We start from the raw sequence: 20659 nt of genomic DNA, 5'->3' as shown, positions 1-20659 counted from the left end.
TTTTAGGCGATCCTTGGCCGGGATAGACCCCTACTCCGGCCTCCGAGTTGTAGCCTCTTTTAGCTCTTGCGCGGAGAACGGGGGCAACTCAACCTCTTTTGCCACATGCTCCAAAGGCTCCATTATTTTTGCCCAACTCTGCTTAACGATATCTGCATCAACCCGTTGCTGAACATAGTCGCGGTGATGCATGACAAATAGCGAGGCAGTATGGAAAGACCGTCTCGTTTTTTCACCCAAGAAAAGACAGTTTTTGTCATACCAACTCTGAGCCTCCACCACGACATTCATTAGATGGTCACCTTCAGAATTTGCATAACGCACCATCTGCATCGCATGAAAATAGGCCTCCTGATGAGCCTGAATTCGCCTCTCTGCAGCGATCATGCGCACCTGATGGTGTGCGTTGAGGTCAGCTAACCCTCGGTTAAAAACGTCCTCCACGGCCTTTACCTTGCTGGTGATTGCTGCAATATCCTCCTTCGTTGCCATGTTCTTCGCCTTCTCATTTGTGTAGCTGGAAAGAAAGTTCCTGACTAGGAAATAGACAACAAAGATAATTGGCACCCCCCAGACGGCCATCCCAAGGCCAGTGACAAACCATTGCGCTATAGCTTCTTGCATTGAATCCTCCTCGAGTTGGGAGGATGCTACTGGATCATCGCCCCCGCCAGCAGATCCATTTGTGGGCTGGGATCCACCCGGCGCCCCTCCAGCGCCTTGAGCTTGCCTTCCAGCTCCTTGATCCGCGCGGCCATCTCGCGCCGGGTCGCGGCCTGCTGCAGTTGGATTTCCTGGGCCAGCATGCCAACGTCGTGTTGCAGCTGCAGGTTGCTGTGCTGCATGGCGTTGCCCTGGAGGCGGATGGCGATGTTCCGCAGCTCGCGGGGCCAGACCCGCAGTTCCTGGTCGCCGATCTCGATCAGGGTCATGCCGTCTTCCAGGTCGGTGATGGACACCGGGCGCGGCGCCCCGGGGCCCTTGACCAGCTCGTACACGCCATCGGTGGTCCGCCGCAGAATGCCTTCGACGTCGATCATCCGGGAGACGTGGTCGTCGATGATGTGATAGCTCTTGCCGGTCAGGTCCATGAGCCGCTGGCGTGTGATGTTCTGGCCGAGATGCGCCATCTCCAGGATGTGATCCCAGATGATTTCGCGTGTGGTGCGTTCGTCGTGCTGTGGCGTGGTGGTGGTCATGGCGTTCTCCGGCTAAACTGCGATTGCTCAGGTCACAGGACCGGGATCGCCCGCCACGTGCGGGCTTTCCTTTTTTCAGGGCATGTGAAGGGCTCCCCTGATCTGGGCCATCTGCTTCTCGGACCACTGCACTGCGGCCACGGCGATGCCGTTGCGGTCCAGGTCGATGAGGCCATCGAAGACCTGGGCGGCCTGGCGCGCGATCTGCAGCTCAGGCCCCGACAGGCCCACGCGTTTCTTTGTCCGAAAGCGCGCGCACACAGCCGGGTAGGTGTTGAGCTGGGCGGCGATGGCTGCCTCTGCTTCGGACGTCAGGGGCTCGCCGTCCTCCCAGAGCAGGCGGAACATCTGGCTGTAGGTGAAGCCGGTCTCGATCCAATCCCACAAATCGGCCACCGTGGCAGTGCCTGTCTCCAGCCGGGACACCAGGTCGTGGTGGGCCACCTTCGCGCTCAGCTTCGTGGACGGGGCCAGCTTGGCGCGCCAGAACTTGGGCACCACGTCGGGCACGCGGCGCTGGTTGTTGGGGATGTGCTTCATGAGCGGGGCTCCTCTTGCCGGCAGGGATCGGGCTTCCAGGTCATGCGCCTGGCCTTGATGGTTCTCTTGCCCAGGGCGATGGCCCGGAGCACGCGGTGGCGGCCGTCGGCGATGGAGCCCATCCAGTCCAGCAGGATCGGGCAGTCCAGGTCGGCATCCATGCACTGCTTCACGTGCCGGGCCAGGCCCAACATGTCGCAGTCCCGCCAGATCGCATGATCGAGATCGATTCCGGCCAGCGGCATGTCGAACACGGGCAAGTCCTTCGTGTCGTCCAGAAGCCTGGCCACGGAGTACCAGCCGCCCTTGCCGTCGTGGTAGTAGTCCTGTAGGGGCTCGTTCTCTTGGAACTTGACCTTGGGTGGCCGGGCGCTGTGCTTTGCCTTGCTCATCGCTCGAACCCTCCCATGAACGACTCCATGCAGGCCCAGCGCTGGTGCACATCCAGGGCGGGCCAGAGGACTGCCTGGGCGTGGCCCGTCCAGAGGAATGCATCGATGGCGCGCTGCAGCTCGCAGAAGCCGGCTTCGTCCATGGCCTCGAAGTCCATGCTCTTGGGGATCGCGTTGGGCTTGCCGTCCAGGCCTGGCACGAAGTCGCAGTGGCCGGCGCCCATCAGCAGCCAGTGGCGCAGCTTCGTGGCGTCGTCGAAGGCCTCGGTCTGGTCCAGCAGGCGGTTGAGCTTCAGGAAGAAAAAACGGTGGTGCTCCGGGCACCTGGGCAGCCAGAAGGAGAAACCCAGGGTCTCGCCCGGAGCCAGCTCCGTGATGGCGCGGCGGAACTTGGCGTAGGCACGCTGGGCGGCCGGGTCCTTGCCGCAGAGCTTGCCCTGCTGGTCTTTGGTGAGGACGAGTTTGGTCATGCTTCTTCGCTCCAGAGGGGGACATTCGCAGGCCAGAGGCCTGCGTCGCGGATCTGCGCGCGCGTGCGCCGGGACAGCGCCCGGCCCAGGTCGATGTGGGCCTGCCGGCCGCCGGGCACGAGGCGGTATTGATCGAAGCGCTGATGGCAGCCCTCGATGCCGGGCCGCGCGCAGCACAACGGCATGCTCCGGCGGTCGTCCACCTTCAGGCGTGCTCCCTTGCCTTCGTTCTCGTGGGCGTGCTGGCTGAAGCCGGCGATGCCGCACCATGCGCAGGGCAGCGAGGCGACCACGCGGCGGAATGCTTCGCTGCGCAGCGGGCGGTCCTTCGGGACGGCGTGGCCCGTGGTGGAGCCGATGGAGACGCTGGTGCTGCAGCGCAGACTGGCCGTGGCGCGGGCGCTGGCCAGGGCGCGCGCGGCACGCTGGGCCAGGCGCTCCTCGCGGTCCTGCGCTGGCGCGGCGGCGGGCCGGCGGCCGAAGGGGCGACTGGTCAGCGCGGGCATGCTTCACCACCCTCCAGCAGCACCGTGTCCGGACAGCCTTCAGGCCCACGGTGAAACCCAGTATCCATGCGGGTTTCAGCCATTTCGGGGCCGGTTTCAGGCCCACCGGCGCCCACAGTTTTTGGAGCTTGGGCAGCAGCACAGCGCAGGATTGCCAGACGCGTGCGTTCAGCGCGCTGGGATTCGTCCGGCACGTCTTCCATGAAGCTGCGATAGCCGTCTTCAGCGGCGCACCGGGCGAGCACCCAGGGTTGCAGATCCATGTACAGGCTGTGCTCCACGCTGATGCGCAGTGCGGCAGCCAGGCGGAAAGAGTCGCCATCGTCTTTGTGAGGCTCCCATAGTCCGCCGCGTGCAAAGCTCCACAGATCGCCAGCCATCGAGCGGCCTTGACCGGCGGCTCGGCCCGCCGCCTCCAGCATTTCGCGCTCGGTGTTCATGCCTGCACTCCCAGCAGGTCGATCTTCCCCCAGTGGGCCAGCAGCACGGCCTCGGCCCGGTTGTGGTCCTTCTGGCGCTTCAGCTCGGGCAGTTCGCCGTACAGGCCGCGCGCCGTCTCCAGTGCTTCCTTCTTGTCGCTGCCCAGGCCGTAGCGTCGCTTCCATCGCTGGGGCGCCACGTACTCCACGGGGAAGCGCAGGCACTCCAGCACCGTCTCGATGGCACCCAGGCTGCGCATCAGGCTGCCCTGGGTCTGCACGGCGTTGTTGGCCCCGCCCATGGTGTTGACCTGCTCCAGGATCACCTGGGGCTTGCCCGCGTCGGCCGGGCAGTGCTTGAGTAGCAGGCTGCACAGCGCGCGGCTGTCGATCTTGCGCTTCACGAGCGCCTTGGGGCCGGCGCCGGGCACGGGCATGGTGGGCAGGTCGAAGACCGCGCGCACGCCCTGGTGGTCCAGCACTGCGCAGGCGCCGGTCAGGCCTGGGTCGATTCCGATGATGATGGTCATGGGTGGGCTTTCACTCGGTGGCGTTGGGGGTGGCGCGGACGAAGCGCAGCTTTCCGCAGGCGTTGGTCTCAACCAGGCCGTGCCCGCGCAGCGAGTTGATGTGCTCCTGTGCGGCGTTGGCAGAAGCCCAGCCGAAGTGCTTGGCAATGACGCACGCTGGCGGCAGCTGGTCGTTCTCGGCCAAGAACTCGCGCATGAAAGCCAGCACCTGCAGGCTGCGTTCGGAAGGCGCCCTCATGCGGCACCCCGCGACAGGGCGAAGTGGAAGACGCCGAACTTGTCGGGGCCACGGCCTTCGGGACGGACCTTGCCGGCGCGCACGGCGGCCTCGGCCTGGCCTTGATCGACCGGGCTCTGCAGTCCAGCCTTCACGGCGTAGAACCCGAAGCCCTCGCGGTAGCGCAGCACGGCGCCGTTCTTGAGCATCTGGATCAGGCCCATGGCTGCTCCTCGGCGGCCAGCTCGTCCTCGCCGACATTGGCGCGGCTCAGGAAGTACGCCAGCGCGGCGTCGGGCGTGGCCGAGTACTGCATCAGCTCGGCCAGCAGTTGCAGGGTGGCCTGCTTGCTGCCCACGGGAAAGCGGATGGAGCACGTGCGCTGCTGGATGAACTCGTAGACGGTGAGCACGTCCACGGGCAGATCCTTGCTCTCCAGCACGCGGATCGCGAACCGGATGCAATGGCCCAGCTCGGTCTCCATGTGGGCGCAGTGCAGCGCGTCCATCACGGGGCCGGGTGTGGCCTTGGCCAGGAGCACGGCGCCCAGGGCGCGCAGCTCGGTACTGTGGATGGGGATGATCATCTCGGGTGGTCCTCTCAAAATTGCTCGTTTGCTTCCCGGCCCAGCGCCTCGCGGGCGAAGCGCAGGCGGATCGCGGAGACCTTCCGGCCGCGCTGTGCTTCAGCCAAGATGTCGCGCGCCCACTGCTTCGGGTCGCGCGCCGCGCCGGCGGAAAGCGCATCGCGCAGGTTCTGCAACATGGCGACGTGGCGGCCGCTGGGGTTCGGGGTGTTGCTCATGCCACTGCCTGTGGCCTTCCTGCGGGCAGCAGCCCGGCCGGCGCGGCTTCGATGGCCTCCAGCGGCTGGTAGCTGATCGCCGTCTTGCCTGCAGCGTTGCCCTGCAGGTACACGCGCTTGGCGCGGGCGGCATCGCCCACCAGCGCAGGTGCCGGCAGGCGCAGGCCGTGCTTCTCGTACTCGCTGTCGGGGCTGCGGTCGCCCATGAGCCGGCGCGGGAACTCGAACTGGCCCCGGCCTGTGTAGGCCCGGTGCGACTCAGTGAAGCGGTGCTGCAGGTAGGACAGCTCCTTGAGGTCCATTCGGCAGACCTTGGGCCAGCCGCCCAGGTCCTCGATGACGGCATGGATGGCCGGGTCATCGAACACGACGTCGGTATACGCGCCAACAGAGCTCATGGCCTCGTGCACCTTGCCCCACGCCAGCGCAGCGCGGTCAGTGGCAGTGCCCTGCAGGATGCGCGCCAGGTCGGCCACCTTCGGGGCGAACTGGCCGCGCTCGGGGTCGGTGCAGTGCCGCTGCATGGCAGTGCGGATCTGCTCCAGGTCGAAGCCCTGGCAGGCGTTCCACCACAGGTCCAGCACGAAGCGGCTGGCGTCCTGGCGGTAGTACGCCAGCACGTCGGTCACGAGTTGCCCGAAGGCCGGTCGGTCAGCTGCCTGCATGGTCATCTCCTCCGGCCGCCCAGGCGTCGGCCACGTTGCGGTTGCGGGTCTCCAGCGCCTCCTGGCGGTTGGGCTGGCGACGTTCGCCGGCAGTGCCCTGGCACGCGGCTTTGAGGTACGAAACGGGGTCTGCTGGCCGGGCCACCACAGCGGCGCGCACGGCCTCCACCACCACGGCGTCGCCGTAGTCCTTGACCAGCTTTCCAACGAACGAGCCGCACTGCGCAGCAGGCATTCCGGCCTGTGCCAGCAGCGACTTGCCCGCCTTCCACAGCTCATCGCGGGGCATGTCGCCCGGCGAGGTGGCGGCTTGGCCGCCCGTACCGTCAGGTACGGAATTAAGAGAAGTAGAAGAAGAAGATGAAGAAGAAGGGGGGGGTTCTTCGAAGCCTGGAAGGGGGGTACTCTCGTTTCCAGTAAGGGGGGTTTCAGAACCCCCCTTCGGTTGCACAGGACGCCCCCCTTTCTTTCCATGGGAAGCCCCCTTCGAGCCGTGCTCTGCGCCAGTCTTTCCACCGGCAGCACGGGCGTTTCGGGTGGTCTCGTCTTGCACCATGCGCTTGGAGAACAACGCCCCTTCCTCGGTGCGGCGGGCCACGCCAGCGTCCAGAAGTTCGGAGACCAGGCCCTCGCATTCCTTCACGGAAAGTCCGACCTGGCGGCCCAGTTGAGCGGTGTTCATGGGGCGGCCGTTGACCATCAGGTGGCCGTAGGGCTCGCATTCATGTGCGATGCACATGGCGTTGATCCACAGGCCTTGAGCGGCCATGGAGCACGACTGCAGCTCGACATCCTTGCGCCAGTCCGCGGGGTAGAACTGGAACGCCGGACGCTTGGTTTTCTCGGTGGTATCGGTCACTGCGCACGCCCTTCATAGGCAGCGGCGAAGGCTTGGCCTGCAGGAGTGGTGGCCGGCCAAGGGCATGCCTGTTCGATGGGCTGGCCAGCGGCACGCGCGGCAGCCGCCAGGGCCTTGATGCGGTCGAGGCTGACGACTTCAGACATTGCCGCCCTCCTCGCCCCTGGGAGCCGATGCCGCGCTGAATGGATTGCTGGGCACGCGGGCCATCGTGATACTGGACCTATGCCATTGCTCAACAGCCCAGCAGTTCAGGATCTGACGAATCACCGCGCCGCGGCTGGCGTCGGGGTCCACGCTCTCGTTCAGGTTGCGAACGTAGGCCTCGATCACGTCCAGCGTGAACGTGCGCACCGAAGCCCGCACCTCGACATAGTCGCTCTCGACGTCCCGGCCCGGGCGCAGGCGGACCTGCACGACTTCGAAGGGGTTCTCGGGCACCAGGCCCACCTTCATCTTCGATTCGTTCCAGCAGCGGTTGGCCCAGTCGTCGAGAACCTCGGTGATGATCTGATTGCGGCTGGTGCGCGGGTCGGCATAGCGCAGGCGGCTGTGCAGTTCGGCCTCCAGCATGTTGGCCGTGAAGCTGTGCAGGTTCACGCGCATGTGCGTGAAGTCCAGCTCTGGATTACGGCTGCGCGCGTACTGCGGCATGGGGTAGTTCTGGTTCATGTCTTTGTCCTGGTGGCTGTGGTGGTCGTGGAGGACGAGGCCCTGGACGACGAATGGGACGTCAGCCGCAGGGAGCTGGATTCGTTGCTGTATGGGCTGGCGCGGCGGCGGGCGTAGCGGGATGGCACTGCTGTCCCCTACGCCTGCAGCTCGCCACCGAAGTCGCGGCCAATCGAGAACAGGCGTGCGGCCTCCTCGTTGGTCAGCTCCAGTTCCGCATCGCCAACCTTGATGACGACGCGGTCGTGCGGCAGTGCGGTAACCGTGACCGGGCGCGGGCACAGCGAGGAAGGCTGAGTGGAAGGCGCGTCCAGGGAGCCGGAGAAGTTCCAGCTGACCTCGCCCCATGTGGACGCGACACGCTTTGCCGCCGCTTCGTAGGCGACCACAGCTGCAAGCACAGCAGGAGACACCGGCGCGAACATCGCCTTCTGCAAGGCCAAGGCTTCGTAGTAGGCAACTTCAGATTCCCAGCGCTGCAGGGCTGTATTGCGGTGGCGCTGCCGGGCGCTGTGCAGTCGCTGCTGGTGCAGCAGCGGGCCCGGCCTCTTGGCGGTGCGGCTACGCATGGCCGGGCTCCTGGGCGGGGGTGGCGGCACCCTTGGGTGCCAGGCTCATCGACGGCGGCAGGCAGGCGAAAGGAGCCCTTTCATGCCAATGCAGCAGCGCGTTGTGGGCGCCGAACAAGGCCTGTTCGGCGTCGCACATCCGCATGCCCTTGAGCGACTTCAGGATCTCGATGGCCTTCTCGTCGATTTCGCTGAGTGCGGGAAAGTCTTCCGGCACAGGCTCGGGCCTCTGGCGCTTTTTGAAGGAGAAGAGCTTCATGCGGCCTCCTGGGGAGCGGGGGCCGGAGCTGGCGCGGCAAAGATCTCTGGACGCACCGCCTTGAGAAAAAGCAACCGGGGCTTGGGGATGGTCCGTGGCGCGCCAGTTGCTGGATCGACGCCAAACCACTGGGACACAGCCTGCGGGGAGCACTCGCAGAGCTTTGCCACTTCGGATGTGCCGCCCAAGGCGGCGATGATCTGTTCAGAGTTCATAGCCGAGATTAAAGCATGCTTTCAAAGCAACAAGCAAGCATGCTTTCTCGACCATGGGCAACCGCCATGTAAGCTGACTTTTGTGACATACGGCGAACGACTCAACCAAGCCATCCAACTTGCGGGCTCATCCCGCGCAGCAGTTGCAGAAGCTGTTGGCGCATCGGTCCAGGCCATAGGACAGGTGATCCGTGGCGACACGGTTGCGCTCACTGCGGAAAACAGTGCGAGGGCAGCCGAGGCGCTGCGCGTCGATCACTTCTGGCTTGCAACTGGAGAGGGTGAGCCACGCCCTAAATCAAAATTTCCTCTATCCGACGATTTGCTAAAAGAGCTTTCAAATCTTGATCAGACAGAGATAATAAGAGTTGAAAATAGTGTGAGGGGATTCCTTGGAATGCAACCCCTAGCAATTCCAATTCAGCACTCAAAGCAAGCCTAGGCTTTCTGCGAAGATTTATCAATTCACGCCTCGGACAAGAGATGCGAAATAGCCATAGCAACTCAACCGGCAAATTCAAGGCATGGTGGACGATGTGGCATTAATCTTTTTTGTTCGCAGACCTGAATTCCAGAATCATTTCAATCACCGTTAATGCGCAAGCGGCGACGGCAATGACAAGCGCAGCTGGTAGAAGTATTACTTTCGCAAACCATCCGTCTATGAATGTAAAGAGCAGGGGCAGAAGGGGTATCAAGAACCGCATTCTGAGATCGGTGGCTAAGCGCAAATCGCCGAGCCTACGGATTACGGCGCGAGTTTTTGTGACAGCGATTCCCATGTTTCTCCTCTTGTATGTAGCCTTGTCAGCTCAACCACAGCCTGGCGTAAGACCATGGTTATTCCATCTGCACTCTTGGATGGCCTTCGGACTCAATGTATTGATATTTTCTTACGCGCTCTGGCGCGCAAGAATAAAAGAGCAAAGGCGAGCTAGGATTCTTTCCCTGTACAAGAATACCCCGATACGGTAACTCCACAGCATTGTGGGCGCTTCCTTTGCAAGTGATCAAACGGATTCACAAATCCTTTGATGGCAACCTCTGCGGCAGTCTCGTAGGGAAATCCATCAATGTGCAAAAGGAATCCAGCAGGAAGAGTCCAAACGGTAGGTTCTTTTTCAATTTCAGAAAGGGAGTTTTTCATGGCTGTTTACTTTATTGAATACGACTTAAGGAAGTCCAAGGATTATTCAAGTTTAATCAAGGCCATCGAAAGCCTTGGAGGGGTGAGGCACTTGAAATCGGCTTGGAGCATTAAGCACAGCAATACAACATGCGAGTTACTTGCCAAGCATCTCCACCAATACATAGACGCCGATGATGGGTTGATCGTTAGTCAGGTGTTGGATTGGGCGCATTACAAGCTAGAAGCATCCCCGCACAACCCCAAAGCTTGATTGACAAATAGACAGGAAAAATATGACCAACGAAATTTGGTATCAGAAGAATATTGGCAAGACTGCCAACTCCCTGCCTCAATCCATGGAGATTATGAAAGCCTACATGGACTATGCGGCCATTCACGGAGAATGGACGGGTGCCGCAATTTACTCAGCATCAGATGCAGAGTCCACATCCGTGACAATCTATTTTTCACCAGAGGCTTCTGAGTTGGCCGCCGCGTTTGAAGCGACCCCCTGCGAGAAGCCGCAGGCATCATCTCGCCTTGGCCCCTTCGCTGGTCATGACAAGGACGGCGGCAGCCACTTTTAAAATTAAGACCGGAAGATAGGCAGCAGCAAAATTGACTGGAGAGAGTCCTTTCGGAATTCCCGAATGAATTCCATTGCGCCGTAGCGTTATGCGTCCAACTGGACCAATCAGCTCAAAAAGAACTGCATCCGGCGGCATCATCTCGCACACTACCTCATCGATTGCCTCAATCAGCCAGGCGGGCAGATTTTCGGCCTCTGCGTCTATTTCACGACGCACATCGCATTGCATCTGATCGACGGTTCCAATCAGTGACTCCAGCTGCACATTGCAGAGCCGCATGGACTCCAGGGTCTCTGGAGGCAGCACATTCGCAAGCAGCAAATCTTGCAGGCATCGCTCCTGGTCTCCTAGAGCGCCCTGGAGTTGCCCCTTCATCTTGGCCAGAAATCCCGGACTGAGACGAGCCGGACTCTCGGCTGCGACTTCCTTCTGATCTTCCATACATCCTCCTGAGCCCGCCCTGAGCGGGCTTTTTTGCGTCCACCTGCCAGGCGCCTGCTGCCGGCATGCCTACGCCCGGTCTCTGCTGTGGATTCTCGTCTTTTTTCACCCAAGATGAAAGAATGCTTGCATCAAGATTTGAAAGCATGCTTTAATTCATCCCAGCAGCCCACACAGCGCATCAGCGCCAGGGCAGTCACCGCCCAGATGGTCAAGCGGCGTCGGAAACGATGGGAAGGCAGAAGAAGGCGAATGCCCGCTGCTGTGGTGCCATGAAGGTGAGCCCCCTTCCTAGCCCGTGAGAGATCGCGGAGGGATGCACCGACGATCAAGGGGTTTGTGAGTCCTGGAGCCGGTTCGCCGGGAAGAGCCAGGACGAAAACCTCAGGGCCTTGGATCAGGGTCCTGCGGTTTCACAACGAAGGAGATTTCCATGGCAGAAGCGGAATACGACGGCCTGCAGTGGCTTAACGCCGACTATGAGGTCCGCAGGGTTTGGTTTGCCACGGTGCGCGAAATGCTGCCGGTGGCGATGCGGCAAGGTCATGTCGGCGCCACGGAGGCGGCGCAGCTGGCGATGGCGGTCGCGGACCTCGTGACGGATCAATTCATCCACCGTTTCCCGACAACGCCGCAGATCAATCCCGGAGTGCCCTGACCATCGTCACGGCGCTATGCCACCGCCCGCCCCGAGCGTCATCGGGGCAAACAAAAGAGGCTTCTCGATGCGGGAGGCCTTTTTTGTTTCTCAACCACCACCACAAAGGAAAGCCATGCAAGCCAACGTCCACACCCCCGAGCGCCTGCCGAATGAAACCCGGGCGGTCTACAAGGCCCGTCGCGCCGCCAGCAAGGAGCAGGTGCAGAGCACCAAGCGCGGCACGCTGATCTGGGATTCGCTGCGCAAGGGCACGCGCCACGGCTCGTTCTGAGCGCCACTTCCGCCACCACCACAGGAGAGACCACCGTGACCCTTCACGTTCAAACTGGCATTCGCCATGGCCAAGCAGCCCAATCCGCCCAGGCCCAGGACCTGCGCCTTCACACTCAGGTATTCGACAGCCCCAAGCCGATCAGCCAGGTCGAAATGGCCGTGGGCCACATCGACGGCGGCCTGCGCGAACTCGCCGGCATCATCCAGCGCCTGACCCAGCGCCTCAGCCCCGTGCTCACACCAGCCTGCGAGCGTGCGGAAGGTGCGGGCAACAGCCCGCCCCCCGTCGCCCCCGCGCCGCTGGTAGGCCACATCGGAGACCTGTCTGAACAGCTGCGCGAATCCTGCGCTGCCCTGCAGGACCTGGAGCGGCGCCTGGCGCTGTGATCGGGATGGCCAGGACCACCACCGCGCCCACTGGGCAGATTGCCCCGCTCGGCCTGCGCATGCTGCCGCAGATGCGGGAGCGAATTGAACAGGCGGCGCGGGAAAGCGGCCGCAGCCTCAACGCCGAAATCCTCCACCGCCTGGCCCAGACCCTGGGCGAGGACTTCGCCGCCGAGCAGCCAGCCGCGCAGCCGGTGCTGGCCGAGATGCTGGCCCAGATGCGAAAGCAGACCGACTGCCTGCGCGAGCTGGTGGAGCTGGCACGCGCTGCCAATCCCGAGTGAGCGGATTGACGGCAGGATCGAAACGTCCCCGGCACGGCGCCGGGGCCATCAAGAGTGCTGACTGGTGGGCACGCGCCTTGGAGTGGCCCGCCCCGAAAGTGCGCTGCAGGTGGTATCTGCAGGGGCCAGCCAGCACCCTTGATGGCCAATCGTGACGGGTAGTTGCCCACCCGCAAGCGGTGAGAGTCCGCCAAACCGTTGTAGAGGGAAAGCCAGGGCGAATACGGCGGCCATCAACCCTTTCAGCCGTGCGCGCACCGGAGATGGATGCAAGCGATTTGCGCGCGAACACGGCTCCTTTTTCCAGCCGGGCCCTGGGGGACTATCTCCTCCCTCCCCTTCGAACTCCCCAGGCGTGCCCATCCGGGCGCCGGCTTTTTTCATTGGCCCGCAGCTTCACCGCTCCGGGCCTTTCTTTTCCCGGCCCGCAGCGGCCAAAACCACCACCACAGGAGATTCAGCCATGCTGATGACCGCCAACCCCTGCGCGGATGCGGAGCGCTGGGAGAACGAGATGGACCGCCGCGCCGCTGCGGCGAAGGAGGACAGGGCCCGCGCCCTGCAGAAGCTGCAGCGCGCCGCGGCCTTCATGACGCCCACGGACTGGTTCCACGAGCGCATGCCCGGCCCGTTCGGACTGCCCATGTCGTTCGACGAAATGCTGGCCGAGGCCATCGCCGACGGCGACCACGACAGCATCACGGCGCTCGGCGCGCTGATGATCAGCCAGCCGGCCCTGCAGCTGCGCACCGCCGTCCTGGCCCACATCGCCAACCGCTACCCGGAGGGCATCAATGCTGCCTGACGCCGCAACCGTCGCCAAACACCCTGCCCTGGCCGAGTTCCGGCTGATGGAGCTGGAGGAACGCTGCGCAACGCTCGAAGCCGCGCTGCAGCGCCAGTTCTCCGAGCCGATGCCGCCCGAGCTGGTACGCGCCGCGCTCGCCCAACAACCCCAGGCGCTGGAGTTCAGCGCCGATGCCATTTGAGGAGATGACGATGGAATCTAGAGCAGCTTCTTTGGACGGCTGCACCGACCCGGACAACTGTCGTCGCTGCTCCGCTCCTGCCCATGCAAGAGATGGCTTGCACCACGCTGGAATCCCACTCCGTAGTTCCGATACTCCTGCAAACGTTCGATATAAGCAGGTAGCGGGGTCTGGAAACTGTATGCAGTGCGCCATGGCTTTTATGCTGGGCCTGCGCATCGACCAGGTGCCGGATTTCGCGGCCAGCGGCAGCCCTCAACAATGCTGGGAGCTTTTCGAGTCGTTCGCAGAGTCACAGGGCTACAGCGCTGTGATGATCCCGGGAAACCGCTCATTTGAGGCCGACTACCTTGTGTCCGGCACTTCCCCGCGCGGTACGCCACACATGGTCGTGATGAATGACGGGCGCCTGGTGCATGACCCCCACCCATCGAACGCTGGCCTGAGTGACGTGCAGTGCGTATGGCTCCTGGCGCGCCGATCTTTGGCCGCAGAAAACGCCGAAGCGAAGGTAGCCAGACCGAATTTTGGTGGCAGGCCATACCCAGAAATTGGCGAGCTGGTGCAGGACCTCAACAACTGCATCAACGAATACGTGGGCCAGATCCCGCTCGCGGCCGCCATCGGCGCGCTACACATCGTTGAGCACGGGCTGCTGCAACCCGAGGAGTCCCCATGACCCCGCCCATCCAACTCCCCCAGAACCCGCACCTCCCGGCGGGTTTCGCTTTTCAGGAGCCACCGCAATGCAACGAGTGACCCCTTCCGAGCCCTTCAACCCCGATCCCGACGCCCGCTACCTGCGCGAGTGCTCGCGGCCCGGCCCGGTGCATGAGCCAGACGCCGATGGCGTGCCCGGCGGCTGGCTGCTCGCTGTGCTGGCCGCCCTGCTCCTGCTGGCCCTCACAGGCTGCAGCCACGCCGAAGCGCAGGAGCCCCAGCCCACGGCGCAGGAGCAGCGCATTGCGCGCGCCGCGGCCCGGGCATGCGAGGGCCTCACCCCGGTCTACGAGGCCGGCAGTTTTTCGTGTTTCAAGGAGAAGTGACATGCCCGATTCGACAACCCTGGCGCCGCTGTCCGTCGTGGCCGTGGTCCAGTTCAACGATGAAGAGGCCCTGGTGCTCAACCGCCCGCTGCAGCTGACCTACGAGCGCGTGGGCAATGACTATATCGGTTCCGACGGCCCGTTCCGTGCTGCGCTCGTCTATTCGCACGGCAGTGGCCGATTTGTGGCCTTCGCTGGGCGAGAGCTCACCATCGCCATGAAGGACGGCACCACCCAGAAGCTCAAGGATCACTGGTGGAGCGGCAGCATCAAAGGCTATCGGGATATCACTCGCTCGGATGTGGAGTCGCTGAAGCGCTGCTACGTATTCAGCAGTGCGCTCTGTGATCCCGAATCGTTTGCCGCACTGCGATCCAGCTATCAGGGATGCGTCTACCCGTACCGCGACTACGAAAAATTGATCAAGTACGACGACCTGTGGAAGCGCCTCTTCCATGAGGAAGGCCGATGCAAGGCCTTGATCCAGGCCATCAAGGCCAAGGACGCGGAACTGCGGGCACTGGACCCAGGCCAGAAGCTGCGCCAGATGGAGCGTGATGCCCGCGCCGCCGTCCAGGCCGCAATCGACAAGGCTGCGGCCCGCCACCTGGCGGCTATGGCCAGCACCTGGGCCGCGCCATGACGCGCGAGCACCCCAACACCGACGAGCTGCTGCGCATGGCCGAGATCAACGGCGGGCTGGCGCACGCGCTGCAGGCCCTCCTGGCCATCGTCAAAGACAGCGCGGGCGTGGCCGGCTTCAAGGGTGTCGGCCACGCAACGTCCTGGAACCACTTCTGGGAAGTGGACCTCGCCGAAAAGGCCCTCAAGAAATCCACGGGAGAAAAAGCATGAGCAAGTACTACGCCGACGACGACATCCAGCTGCTGGCCAATGGGGCAGTGAACCACCTCCTGCGCAACGCCTACATGTCCATCACCTTGCGCAACGGCCAGCAGCCCAAGGGCATCCCTCTGCCCATCAAGCGCGTGCACGGTGAAGGCCACCTCACCCAGGAATACCGCCCCCTGGCCGTGCTGGAGTTCGTGCAGGAGGTGGTCGCCAAGGAGGCCGCGCAGCGTGTGGCGGCAGCCAAGAAGGCGGATGCGGATGCGGAGGCAGAGGAGCAGGCCACGCCATGAATACCCTACTCCACCTCTTCCTCTGGCTCGGCCTGAGCGCAATGTGCGCCGGCCTGGCCGCCCTCACTTCCGGCGCTTTCTGAGCGCCGTTTTCATTTCCCCCACAGAGGTTCCACATGAGCATTGCAGCCCCCCGTGACATCTACGTCCGCCACACCGGCAAAGAAGGCAACTCCTACGTCAACCAGCACCGCGTCTGGGACGCTGACCGCTTCATCGCCGCGCAGCAGGCCGAGGCAGCCAAGGCCGGCGGCAAGGCCAAGGCCGAGCAGATCACCGAAGAGCAGTACCGCGCCGCGCGGAAGTGAGGTAACGATGACCACGCTGGCCGACGCCCACCAGTTCATCGTCCACTACAGCGCCCAGGGCACGGACGAATGGAAGCGCGACCGCTCCGGCGTCATCACGGCCAGCATGTTCGCCACGGCGCGCGAGCGCGTTGGAGGTCTGACGGAGCAGCAGGCGGCCCTGGTGGCAGGCATCCGCGCCGGCATGGCCACGGATGCTGCGGCGGCCCAGGCCGGCTACAAGACGCGCCCCAAGCTCACCGAGACCGTGCAGCGCGCCATCGACGGGCTGCCCATCGGCGACTTCAGCGAGGCCGCCAAGAGCTACGCCCTGCGCCTGGCCATCGAGCGCGGCAGCCGCGAACCGCTGGACGAAGGATTCGAGACCTACGCCATGCGGCGCGGGCACGAGCTGGAGCCTATGGCGCGCGCCGCGCATGAGGTGCATGCCGGCGTCGAGGTGCTGCCCTGCGGCTTCATCACGACGCCCGACGGCTTCTTCGGGGCCAGCGCAGACGGCCTGATCGAGCCGGACGGCGGTGCCGAGTACAAGTGCCTCATCGACCCGCTGCGCCTGCGCGCCAGCCTGCTGGACAACGACATCAGCGAGTTCATGGACCAGGTGCAGGGCGGGATGTGGATCACCGGCAGGCGCTGGTGGGACTTCTGCATCTACTGCCCGGCGCTGGCCGCCGTGGGCCGCGACTTCACCCGCTGGCGCGTGCCACGCGACGACGACTACATCGAAACCATGGAAGCCGAGCTGCTGCAGTTCAAGCAGCTGGTGGACCAGTACGAAACCGCCCTGCGCGGCAACACCCAGGAGCAACCTGCATGACCACCACCATTCCTCAGGCGCCCGCCGCCGCCCGCCCCCTGGCGCAGATGAAGCCCAAGGAGCAGATCGCGCACCTGCTGCAGAGCAAGCGTGGCGAGATCGCCAAGATGTTGCCCAAGCACCTCAACGCCGAGCGGCTGCTGAAGGTAGCCCAGATCGCGGCCACCACCACGCCGGCCTTGGCCAAGTGCGACGTCGCCAGCCTGGTCGGCGCCATAGGCCAATGCGCCCAGATGGGCCTGGAGCCCAACACAGTGCTGGGCCACGCCTACCTCGTGCCCTTCAACACGAAGCGCAAGGATGCGCAGGGTGTCGAGCGCTGGGTCAACAGCGTGCAGGTGATCATCGGCTACAAGGGCCTGATCGACCTGGCCCGGCGCAGTGGCCAGATCATGAGCATCGCCGCGCACGAGGTCTGCGAGCAGGACACCTTCGACCTGGTCTACGGCCTGGACGAGAAGCTGGAGCACCGGCCCGCCATGGGCGAGCGTGGCGAGGTGATCGGCTTCTACGCCGTGGCCAAGCTCAAGGATGGCGGCCACTGCTTCGAGTTCATGAGCCGCCTGCAGGTCGAGCGCATCCAGGCTGCGGCCGATGCCAAGAACAAGTTCCCCAGCAAGGTCTGGAAGGAACACTTCACGGAGATGGGCCGCAAGACCGTCATCCGCCGCCTGGCCAAGTACCTGCCGCTGTCCATCGAATTCCAGACCGCCGCGGCGCTGGACGGCATGGCCGAGGCCGGCAAGGACCAGAACCTGGACACCAGCACGATCATCGACGGCGAGTTCACGGTGATGCCCGACGACATGCCGCCAGGCGACGACCAGCAGCACGACGGCGTGATCGATTCCGCTGCAGCGCCGGCCGCGCCCGCCCAGGCTCCAGCACAGCCGGTCGCCATCGGCTACAGCGCACCCGAGCTGCTCGCCCAGATGCTCAAGGCCAAGAGCCCGGAGAAGCTGGACGAGGTGGCCAGCTTCATCGGCGACCTGCCTGTCGAGGAAGACCGCAGGAACCTCAACGCCAAGTACGAGGCCCTGCGCGCGGAGATGCCTGGGGCATGACCGCCGCCACCGTCCCGGCCGCCAAGTTCGCCGCGCAGCTGGCAGGCCTGATCACGGGCCTGCCCATCGGCGCGGAAAACCTCACGCATGAGCAGGTCGCCCGCGCATTCCTGCGCGTCTCCCTGGAGGCCGAAAAGCTCGGCCGCGAGTACGCCGCCCAGGCCCTGGGCCAGCCCATCCCTGTTTCCACCACCACCACCGAGGACCACCATGGCCTTTGAAATCGAAGAGTTCACCAACGCGAAGCTCACGAACGTGAACGTGCGCAGCGAGAAAAACGGGCCGAACCAGCTGAACCCAGCCACCGACCTGTTCTTCAAGATCGACGCGCCCAACAGCATCCTGAGCCAGTTCGACGGGCACCTGCTGTCCGCCATCTACCACCGCAGTGCTGCTGCAGCTGGCGACGGCGCGCAACAGGCGCTGGAAGGGATCGAGCAGGTCTCGGATCTGCCGAACCTGCGTTTCCCCAGCATGCGCCCCATCGAATGGAGCTGGGATCTGGACGGCTACACGCTCACCATCGGCCACGGCCTGGGCGGCGCGAGCGACATCCCGCTGTCCGACTGCAAAGTGGACCGGTTCAAGCTGACGCCGCGCGAGGGCGGCACCGTGGAGGTGAAGTTCCGCGTCCGCTGCTCCAACCACCTGACGGAAAAGGCCATGGGCAAGCTGGCCCTGCTGGTGCAAAACGAGGTGCCCATCATGCTGACCGCACCCGAGTTGGCCGGCGAGCAGCAGCCTCTGGACAACCCGTTCCCGGTCCAGGGCCGCGACGAGCCGCCCACCGACCCGTTCCACCCGGTCAACCAGCAGACGCCCGAAGAAGCCTTCGCAGCGACCGCTGGGCAGGACTGATCCACCCCATCCACTGAACCACCCACGGCGCCCGCGCGGCGCCTGAAAGCACCATCCATGACCGAAATGCAGACCCTGCTGGCCCAGAAAGCCGAACTCGAAGCCCAGATCGCCACCGCCCAGGCCGAGGCCAAGGCGAAGGCCGTGACCGAAGCCCGCGCGCTGATCCGAGAGCACGGCCTGACCGCTGCCGATGTCTTCCCGGCCCAGGGCAAGAAGGCCAAGGGCAGTGTGGGCGCCCCGAAGTACCGCGACCCAGCCACTGGCGCGACCTGGACCGGGCGCGGCAAACCTCCTCTGTGGATCAATGGCGCAGCGGACCGTAGTCCCTTCCAGATCGCCCAGGCGGCCGAGTAAGCCACCCAGCACCAACCCCAGAGGCCCGCATCGCGGGCTTCATCATTTCTGGAGTACCCATGCAAGTTTCGAACGATGTCCTGGCCGTGCTGAGTGCCGCGCAGGCAAATGAAAACCAGGTGCAGCTGGTGGGCCAGCTCGACCGCGCCCTGTACGCAAAGGTCAACAAGGTGCTGGAAGCGGCCGGCGGCAAATGGGACCGCAAGGCCAAGGCCCACGTCTTCAGCGCGCCGGCTGCTGACCGCCTGGACCAGATCATTCTGTCCGGCAGCGTCGAAGTGCCTAAAGACGAATTCAACTTCTTCCCCTCGCCCCCTGCAGTGGTGGAGCGGCTGATGCGCCTGGCTGGCATCAAAGCGGGCATGCGGGTGCTGGAGCCCAGTGCCGGCCTGGGCGCCATTGCCTACGCATGTGCAGAGGCCGGCGCTGAGGTGGACTGCTACGAGATCCAGCAGGGCAATGCCGCGATCCTCGCACTGGGCGCCCCGCACGATCTGGGACGCACACGGGTGGCTGACTTCCTGAACGTCGCGCCCGAGCCGGTCTATGACCGCGTGGTGATGAACCCGCCGTTCCTGAAGCAGGCCGACATCAAGCACGTCATGCACGCCCACCAGTTCCTGAAGCCCGGCGGCCTGCTGGTCTCGGTCATGGCTGCCGGCGTCACGTTCCGCACCGATGCGCGCACCACGGCATTCAATGCCTTCGTGCAGGAGCACGGCGGCCATGTCGAGGAGCTGCCCGAGAACTCGTTCAAGGCCAGCGGCACTGGCGTGCACACCGTCATCGTCACGATCCCCGCCTGACCCCCGAGGCATGAGCACAGCGCATGGGCGCTGTCCTGATACCTCCCCTACGACTTCAGCGCCTGCTCTTTCTCCCACTCCTCAAGGGCCTCTTTCACGGCCTGGCGGTACTCGGGGGTGCTGGCTGGATCGTTCATCTGCTCCCGATGCCGATCCACGTTGCGGGCGTTCTTTCGGAAGTCTCGAAGAGTCGCCTCCCTAAGTGGCTTCACAGCTGCTTCATTCATGGGTGTCTCCTCTGTGGTTGAGATGCAAGCATCTTGCCTGAGACATCGAAACGCCCTCTGCGGCCCAATTTCGCTAATCCCCCGACGCCCTCCCGGTATGCCGCGAGGGCTTTTTTTTGGCCCAAACCAGCCATGACCGTTTACTACAACGAGATAGACAAGTACGCGGCCCAGTGGCTGCGCAACCTCATCACTGCCGGGCACATCGCGCCTGGTGTGGTGGACGAAAGGAGCATTGAAGATGTTCGACCAGATGAGCTTGCTGGATATGAGCAATGCCACTTCTTCGCCGGGATTGCCGGCTGGCCCTTGGCCCTGCGCATCGCCCGTCTCGCCAGCGTGCCAGGCATCTGGACTGGAAGCCCCCCCTGCCAAGACAACAGCGTCGCAGCAGCCATTCACGGCGGCCGCGCCGGCCTCTCTGGCGCACGCAGCGGCCTCGCTCATACATGGCTCGACCTCATCGCCGCGCGCCAGCCGCAAGGGATCTGCTTCGAGAACGTCCCAGGCATCAGCCCGTGGCTTGCCGAGATCACCAGCCGTCTGGGACAGCTTGGCTACAGAGTTCGCCGACCCGAACGATCGTCTGCGGATGTTGGTGCGCCTCATCTACGCCGGCGAGTGTGGATTGTTGCCGACCGTGGTGGCCAGGGATTTCCGCGCCCCAGGCGACCCGAACCACCCGCGCCGTTCTGCGACCCGCGGGCAGCCCCTCCCGGAGACGTTTTCATCGCCAGTGCCGGCCGAACTCGCCCGCTGGATGATGGGCTTCCCTCCCGAGTGGGCGCAGTGCATGCCTACGGCAACGCCATAGACCCCTGGGCCGCCGCCGAAGCGCTGCGCAGCCTCTTCTGACCCGCCCGCTTCGGCGGATTTGCTTTTTCCGCACCCCATGACCCCGACCCCACCCCAGACCTGCGAGCTGCTGCAGCGCGCAGGCCACGTCATCAACACCACCAAAGCG

At 64.0% G+C, this 20659-nt stretch carries 43 protein-coding genes; 22 read left to right on the top strand and 21 right to left on the bottom strand.

The window, feature by feature from the left end; genetic code table 11:
• Window positions 1-30 precede the first annotated feature (30 nt).
• The 18 genes from KDK82_RS08935 to KDK82_RS08855 all read right to left on the bottom strand — a co-directional run bounded on the left by KDK82_RS08935 (window position 31) and on the right by KDK82_RS08855 (window position 8101).
• Complete coding sequence (locus tag KDK82_RS08935; protein ID WP_088164609.1) at window positions 31-624, bottom strand: hypothetical protein; 594 nt, start codon at window positions 622-624, stop codon at window positions 31-33.
• Window positions 625-650: 26 nt separating this feature from the next.
• Window positions 651-1199, bottom strand: coding sequence for a hypothetical protein (locus KDK82_RS08930; RefSeq protein ID WP_088164608.1), 549 nt, complete (start codon window positions 1197-1199; stop codon window positions 651-653).
• 75 nt (window positions 1200-1274) lie between these two features.
• Window positions 1275-1739, bottom strand: a complete 465-nt coding sequence (locus KDK82_RS08925; RefSeq protein WP_088164607.1) for a hypothetical protein — start codon at window positions 1737-1739, stop codon at window positions 1275-1277.
• Entirely contained in the window at window positions 1736-2131 is a 396-nt protein-coding gene (locus tag KDK82_RS08920; protein WP_088164606.1) for a hypothetical protein, read from the bottom strand. The genes KDK82_RS08925 and KDK82_RS08920 overlap by 4 nt, the downstream gene beginning before the upstream one ends.
• A complete protein-coding gene (locus KDK82_RS08915; protein WP_088164605.1) occupies window positions 2128-2601 on the bottom strand; it encodes a hypothetical protein in 474 nt (157 codons plus the stop codon). Before KDK82_RS08915 ends, KDK82_RS08920 begins: the two co-directional genes overlap by 4 nt.
• Window positions 2598-3107 carry a hypothetical protein gene (locus KDK82_RS08910; protein WP_088164604.1) on the bottom strand — a complete coding sequence of 170 codons (510 nt, stop codon included), beginning with the start codon at window positions 3105-3107 and terminating at the stop codon, window positions 2598-2600. The genes KDK82_RS08915 and KDK82_RS08910 overlap by 4 nt, the downstream gene beginning before the upstream one ends.
• On the bottom strand, window positions 3095-3547 hold the full coding sequence (locus tag KDK82_RS08905; RefSeq protein WP_179217873.1) for a hypothetical protein: 453 nt from the start codon (window positions 3545-3547) through the stop codon (window positions 3095-3097). The genes KDK82_RS08910 and KDK82_RS08905 overlap by 13 nt, the downstream gene beginning before the upstream one ends.
• Entirely contained in the window at window positions 3544-4056 is a 513-nt protein-coding gene (locus KDK82_RS08900; RefSeq protein ID WP_088164603.1) for a hypothetical protein, read from the bottom strand. The genes KDK82_RS08905 and KDK82_RS08900 overlap by 4 nt, the downstream gene beginning before the upstream one ends.
• A gap of 10 nt (window positions 4057-4066) precedes the next feature.
• Window positions 4067-4294: a winged helix-turn-helix domain-containing protein gene (locus KDK82_RS08895; protein WP_088164602.1), complete on the bottom strand. Its 228-nt coding sequence runs from the start codon at window positions 4292-4294 to the stop codon at window positions 4067-4069.
• Window positions 4291-4497 (bottom strand): hypothetical protein, encoded by a 207-nt coding sequence (locus KDK82_RS08890; protein ID WP_088164601.1) that lies wholly within the window; start codon window positions 4495-4497, stop codon window positions 4291-4293. The genes KDK82_RS08895 and KDK82_RS08890 overlap by 4 nt, the downstream gene beginning before the upstream one ends.
• Window positions 4488-4859, bottom strand: coding sequence for a hypothetical protein (locus tag KDK82_RS08885; RefSeq protein ID WP_088164600.1), 372 nt, complete (start codon window positions 4857-4859; stop codon window positions 4488-4490). Before KDK82_RS08885 ends, KDK82_RS08890 begins: the two co-directional genes overlap by 10 nt.
• A 14-nt stretch (window positions 4860-4873) precedes the next feature.
• Window positions 4874-5077, bottom strand: a complete 204-nt coding sequence (locus KDK82_RS08880) for a hypothetical protein (RefSeq protein ID WP_088164599.1) — start codon at window positions 5075-5077, stop codon at window positions 4874-4876.
• Window positions 5074-5742, bottom strand: coding sequence for a DUF6475 domain-containing protein (locus KDK82_RS08875; RefSeq protein ID WP_016449964.1), 669 nt, complete (start codon window positions 5740-5742; stop codon window positions 5074-5076). The genes KDK82_RS08880 and KDK82_RS08875 overlap by 4 nt, the downstream gene beginning before the upstream one ends.
• Window positions 5729-6601, bottom strand: a complete 873-nt coding sequence (locus tag KDK82_RS32965; RefSeq protein ID WP_218827065.1) for a hypothetical protein — start codon at window positions 6599-6601, stop codon at window positions 5729-5731. The genes KDK82_RS08875 and KDK82_RS32965 overlap by 14 nt, the downstream gene beginning before the upstream one ends.
• Window positions 6598-6747: a hypothetical protein gene (locus KDK82_RS32695; protein WP_179217872.1), complete on the bottom strand. Its 150-nt coding sequence runs from the start codon at window positions 6745-6747 to the stop codon at window positions 6598-6600. Before KDK82_RS32695 ends, KDK82_RS32965 begins: the two co-directional genes overlap by 4 nt.
• Window positions 6740-7273, bottom strand: coding sequence for a hypothetical protein (locus KDK82_RS08865; RefSeq protein WP_034394524.1), 534 nt, complete (start codon window positions 7271-7273; stop codon window positions 6740-6742). Before KDK82_RS08865 ends, KDK82_RS32695 begins: the two co-directional genes overlap by 8 nt.
• A gap of 137 nt (window positions 7274-7410) precedes the next feature.
• Window positions 7411-7842 carry a hypothetical protein gene (locus KDK82_RS08860; RefSeq protein WP_088164598.1) on the bottom strand — a complete coding sequence of 144 codons (432 nt, stop codon included), beginning with the start codon at window positions 7840-7842 and terminating at the stop codon, window positions 7411-7413.
• A complete protein-coding gene (locus KDK82_RS08855; protein ID WP_088164597.1) occupies window positions 7835-8101 on the bottom strand; it encodes a hypothetical protein in 267 nt (88 codons plus the stop codon). The genes KDK82_RS08860 and KDK82_RS08855 overlap by 8 nt, the downstream gene beginning before the upstream one ends.
• Before the next feature lie 60 nt (window positions 8102-8161).
• Here KDK82_RS08855 and KDK82_RS32690 point away from each other — a divergent pair, with 60 nt between their 5' ends.
• On the top strand, window positions 8162-8758 hold the full coding sequence (locus tag KDK82_RS32690) for a helix-turn-helix domain-containing protein (protein ID WP_179217871.1): 597 nt from the start codon (window positions 8162-8164) through the stop codon (window positions 8756-8758).
• Between the two features lie 492 nt (window positions 8759-9250).
• Here KDK82_RS32690 and KDK82_RS31850 read toward each other — a convergent pair whose 3' ends face one another.
• Window positions 9251-9463 (bottom strand): hypothetical protein, encoded by a 213-nt coding sequence (locus KDK82_RS31850; RefSeq protein WP_143343415.1) that lies wholly within the window; start codon window positions 9461-9463, stop codon window positions 9251-9253.
• Between KDK82_RS31850 and KDK82_RS08845 the strand changes: the two genes are divergently transcribed.
• Window positions 9462-9716 carry a hypothetical protein gene (locus tag KDK82_RS08845; protein ID WP_088164595.1) on the top strand — a complete coding sequence of 85 codons (255 nt, stop codon included), beginning with the start codon at window positions 9462-9464 and terminating at the stop codon, window positions 9714-9716. The two genes, KDK82_RS31850 and KDK82_RS08845, sit on opposite strands and share 2 nt — an antisense overlap.
• Window positions 9717-9738: 22 nt before the next feature.
• A complete protein-coding gene (locus KDK82_RS31845; protein ID WP_143343414.1) occupies window positions 9739-10032 on the top strand; it encodes a hypothetical protein in 294 nt (97 codons plus the stop codon).
• On the opposite strand, the gene KDK82_RS08840 is transcribed toward KDK82_RS31845, so the two are convergent.
• Window positions 9976-10476, bottom strand: a complete 501-nt coding sequence (locus KDK82_RS08840; RefSeq protein ID WP_143343413.1) for a hypothetical protein — start codon at window positions 10474-10476, stop codon at window positions 9976-9978. The two genes, KDK82_RS31845 and KDK82_RS08840, sit on opposite strands and share 57 nt — an antisense overlap.
• Before the next feature lie 433 nt (window positions 10477-10909).
• On the opposite strand from KDK82_RS08840, the gene KDK82_RS08835 reads away from it, so the two are divergent.
• The 18 genes from KDK82_RS08835 to KDK82_RS08755 all read left to right on the top strand — a co-directional run bounded on the left by KDK82_RS08835 (window position 10910) and on the right by KDK82_RS08755 (window position 19468).
• Window positions 10910-11134, top strand: a complete 225-nt coding sequence (locus KDK82_RS08835) for a hypothetical protein (RefSeq protein ID WP_088164593.1) — start codon at window positions 10910-10912, stop codon at window positions 11132-11134.
• A 115-nt stretch (window positions 11135-11249) separates the two neighbouring features.
• Entirely contained in the window at window positions 11250-11408 is a 159-nt protein-coding gene (locus KDK82_RS32685) for a hypothetical protein (protein WP_179217870.1), read from the top strand.
• Between the two features lie 35 nt (window positions 11409-11443).
• Window positions 11444-11797, top strand: coding sequence for a hypothetical protein (locus KDK82_RS08830; protein ID WP_256974418.1), 354 nt, complete (start codon window positions 11444-11446; stop codon window positions 11795-11797).
• A 5-nt stretch (window positions 11798-11802) separates the two neighbouring features.
• Window positions 11803-12081, top strand: a complete 279-nt coding sequence (locus KDK82_RS08825) for an Arc family DNA-binding protein (RefSeq protein ID WP_088164591.1) — start codon at window positions 11803-11805, stop codon at window positions 12079-12081.
• Between the two features lie 463 nt (window positions 12082-12544).
• Window positions 12545-12886: a hypothetical protein gene (locus KDK82_RS08820; RefSeq protein WP_088164590.1), complete on the top strand. Its 342-nt coding sequence runs from the start codon at window positions 12545-12547 to the stop codon at window positions 12884-12886.
• The gene (locus KDK82_RS08815; RefSeq protein WP_088164589.1) at window positions 12876-13070 is read left to right on the top strand and encodes a hypothetical protein; all 195 of its coding nucleotides are present in this window, start codon (window positions 12876-12878) and stop codon (window positions 13068-13070) included. The genes KDK82_RS08820 and KDK82_RS08815 overlap by 11 nt, the downstream gene beginning before the upstream one ends.
• A 193-nt stretch (window positions 13071-13263) precedes the next feature.
• A complete protein-coding gene (locus KDK82_RS08810) occupies window positions 13264-13749 on the top strand; it encodes a hypothetical protein (RefSeq protein WP_143343412.1) in 486 nt (161 codons plus the stop codon).
• Window positions 13750-13816: 67 nt separating this feature from the next.
• Entirely contained in the window at window positions 13817-14116 is a 300-nt protein-coding gene (locus KDK82_RS08805; protein WP_088164587.1) for a hypothetical protein, read from the top strand.
• Window position 14117: 1 nt separating this feature from the next.
• On the top strand, window positions 14118-14759 hold the full coding sequence (locus KDK82_RS08800) for a hypothetical protein (RefSeq protein ID WP_088164586.1): 642 nt from the start codon (window positions 14118-14120) through the stop codon (window positions 14757-14759).
• On the top strand, window positions 14756-14971 hold the full coding sequence (locus KDK82_RS08795) for a hypothetical protein (RefSeq protein ID WP_088164585.1): 216 nt from the start codon (window positions 14756-14758) through the stop codon (window positions 14969-14971). The genes KDK82_RS08800 and KDK82_RS08795 overlap by 4 nt, the downstream gene beginning before the upstream one ends.
• A complete protein-coding gene (locus KDK82_RS08790; protein ID WP_088164584.1) occupies window positions 14968-15258 on the top strand; it encodes a hypothetical protein in 291 nt (96 codons plus the stop codon). The genes KDK82_RS08795 and KDK82_RS08790 overlap by 4 nt, the downstream gene beginning before the upstream one ends.
• A gap of 116 nt (window positions 15259-15374) precedes the next feature.
• On the top strand, window positions 15375-15566 hold the full coding sequence (locus KDK82_RS08785; protein WP_088164583.1) for a hypothetical protein: 192 nt from the start codon (window positions 15375-15377) through the stop codon (window positions 15564-15566).
• A gap of 7 nt (window positions 15567-15573) precedes the next feature.
• Window positions 15574-16383 (top strand): lambda exonuclease family protein, encoded by an 810-nt coding sequence (locus KDK82_RS08780; protein WP_088164582.1) that lies wholly within the window; start codon window positions 15574-15576, stop codon window positions 16381-16383.
• The gene (locus tag KDK82_RS08775) at window positions 16380-17447 is read left to right on the top strand and encodes a recombinase RecT (protein ID WP_088164581.1); all 1068 of its coding nucleotides are present in this window, start codon (window positions 16380-16382) and stop codon (window positions 17445-17447) included. Before KDK82_RS08780 ends, KDK82_RS08775 begins: the two co-directional genes overlap by 4 nt.
• Window positions 17444-17668 (top strand): hypothetical protein, encoded by a 225-nt coding sequence (locus KDK82_RS08770; RefSeq protein WP_088164580.1) that lies wholly within the window; start codon window positions 17444-17446, stop codon window positions 17666-17668. The genes KDK82_RS08775 and KDK82_RS08770 overlap by 4 nt, the downstream gene beginning before the upstream one ends.
• The gene (locus KDK82_RS08765; RefSeq protein ID WP_088164579.1) at window positions 17658-18305 is read left to right on the top strand and encodes a hypothetical protein; all 648 of its coding nucleotides are present in this window, start codon (window positions 17658-17660) and stop codon (window positions 18303-18305) included. The genes KDK82_RS08770 and KDK82_RS08765 overlap by 11 nt, the downstream gene beginning before the upstream one ends.
• A 57-nt stretch (window positions 18306-18362) precedes the next feature.
• Window positions 18363-18662, top strand: a complete 300-nt coding sequence (locus tag KDK82_RS08760) for an H-NS histone family protein (protein WP_088164578.1) — start codon at window positions 18363-18365, stop codon at window positions 18660-18662.
• A gap of 59 nt (window positions 18663-18721) precedes the next feature.
• Window positions 18722-19468 (top strand): methyltransferase, encoded by a 747-nt coding sequence (locus KDK82_RS08755; protein WP_088164577.1) that lies wholly within the window; start codon window positions 18722-18724, stop codon window positions 19466-19468.
• 47 nt (window positions 19469-19515) lie between these two features.
• Here KDK82_RS08755 and KDK82_RS08750 read toward each other — a convergent pair whose 3' ends face one another.
• Window positions 19516-19695, bottom strand: coding sequence for a hypothetical protein (locus tag KDK82_RS08750; RefSeq protein WP_088164576.1), 180 nt, complete (start codon window positions 19693-19695; stop codon window positions 19516-19518).
• 132 nt (window positions 19696-19827) lie between these two features.
• On the opposite strand from KDK82_RS08750, the gene KDK82_RS08745 reads away from it, so the two are divergent.
• On the top strand, window positions 19828-20550 hold the full coding sequence (locus KDK82_RS08745; RefSeq protein ID WP_088164575.1) for a DNA cytosine methyltransferase: 723 nt from the start codon (window positions 19828-19830) through the stop codon (window positions 20548-20550).
• Window positions 20551-20659: the final 109 nt, after the last annotated feature.

The organism is Delftia sp. K82 (genome assembly GCF_002193035.1).
GTDB classification, from domain to species: domain Bacteria; phylum Pseudomonadota; class Gammaproteobacteria; order Burkholderiales; family Burkholderiaceae_C; genus Comamonas; species Comamonas acidovorans.
This window is presented reverse-complemented; position numbering and strand designations above follow the sequence as displayed.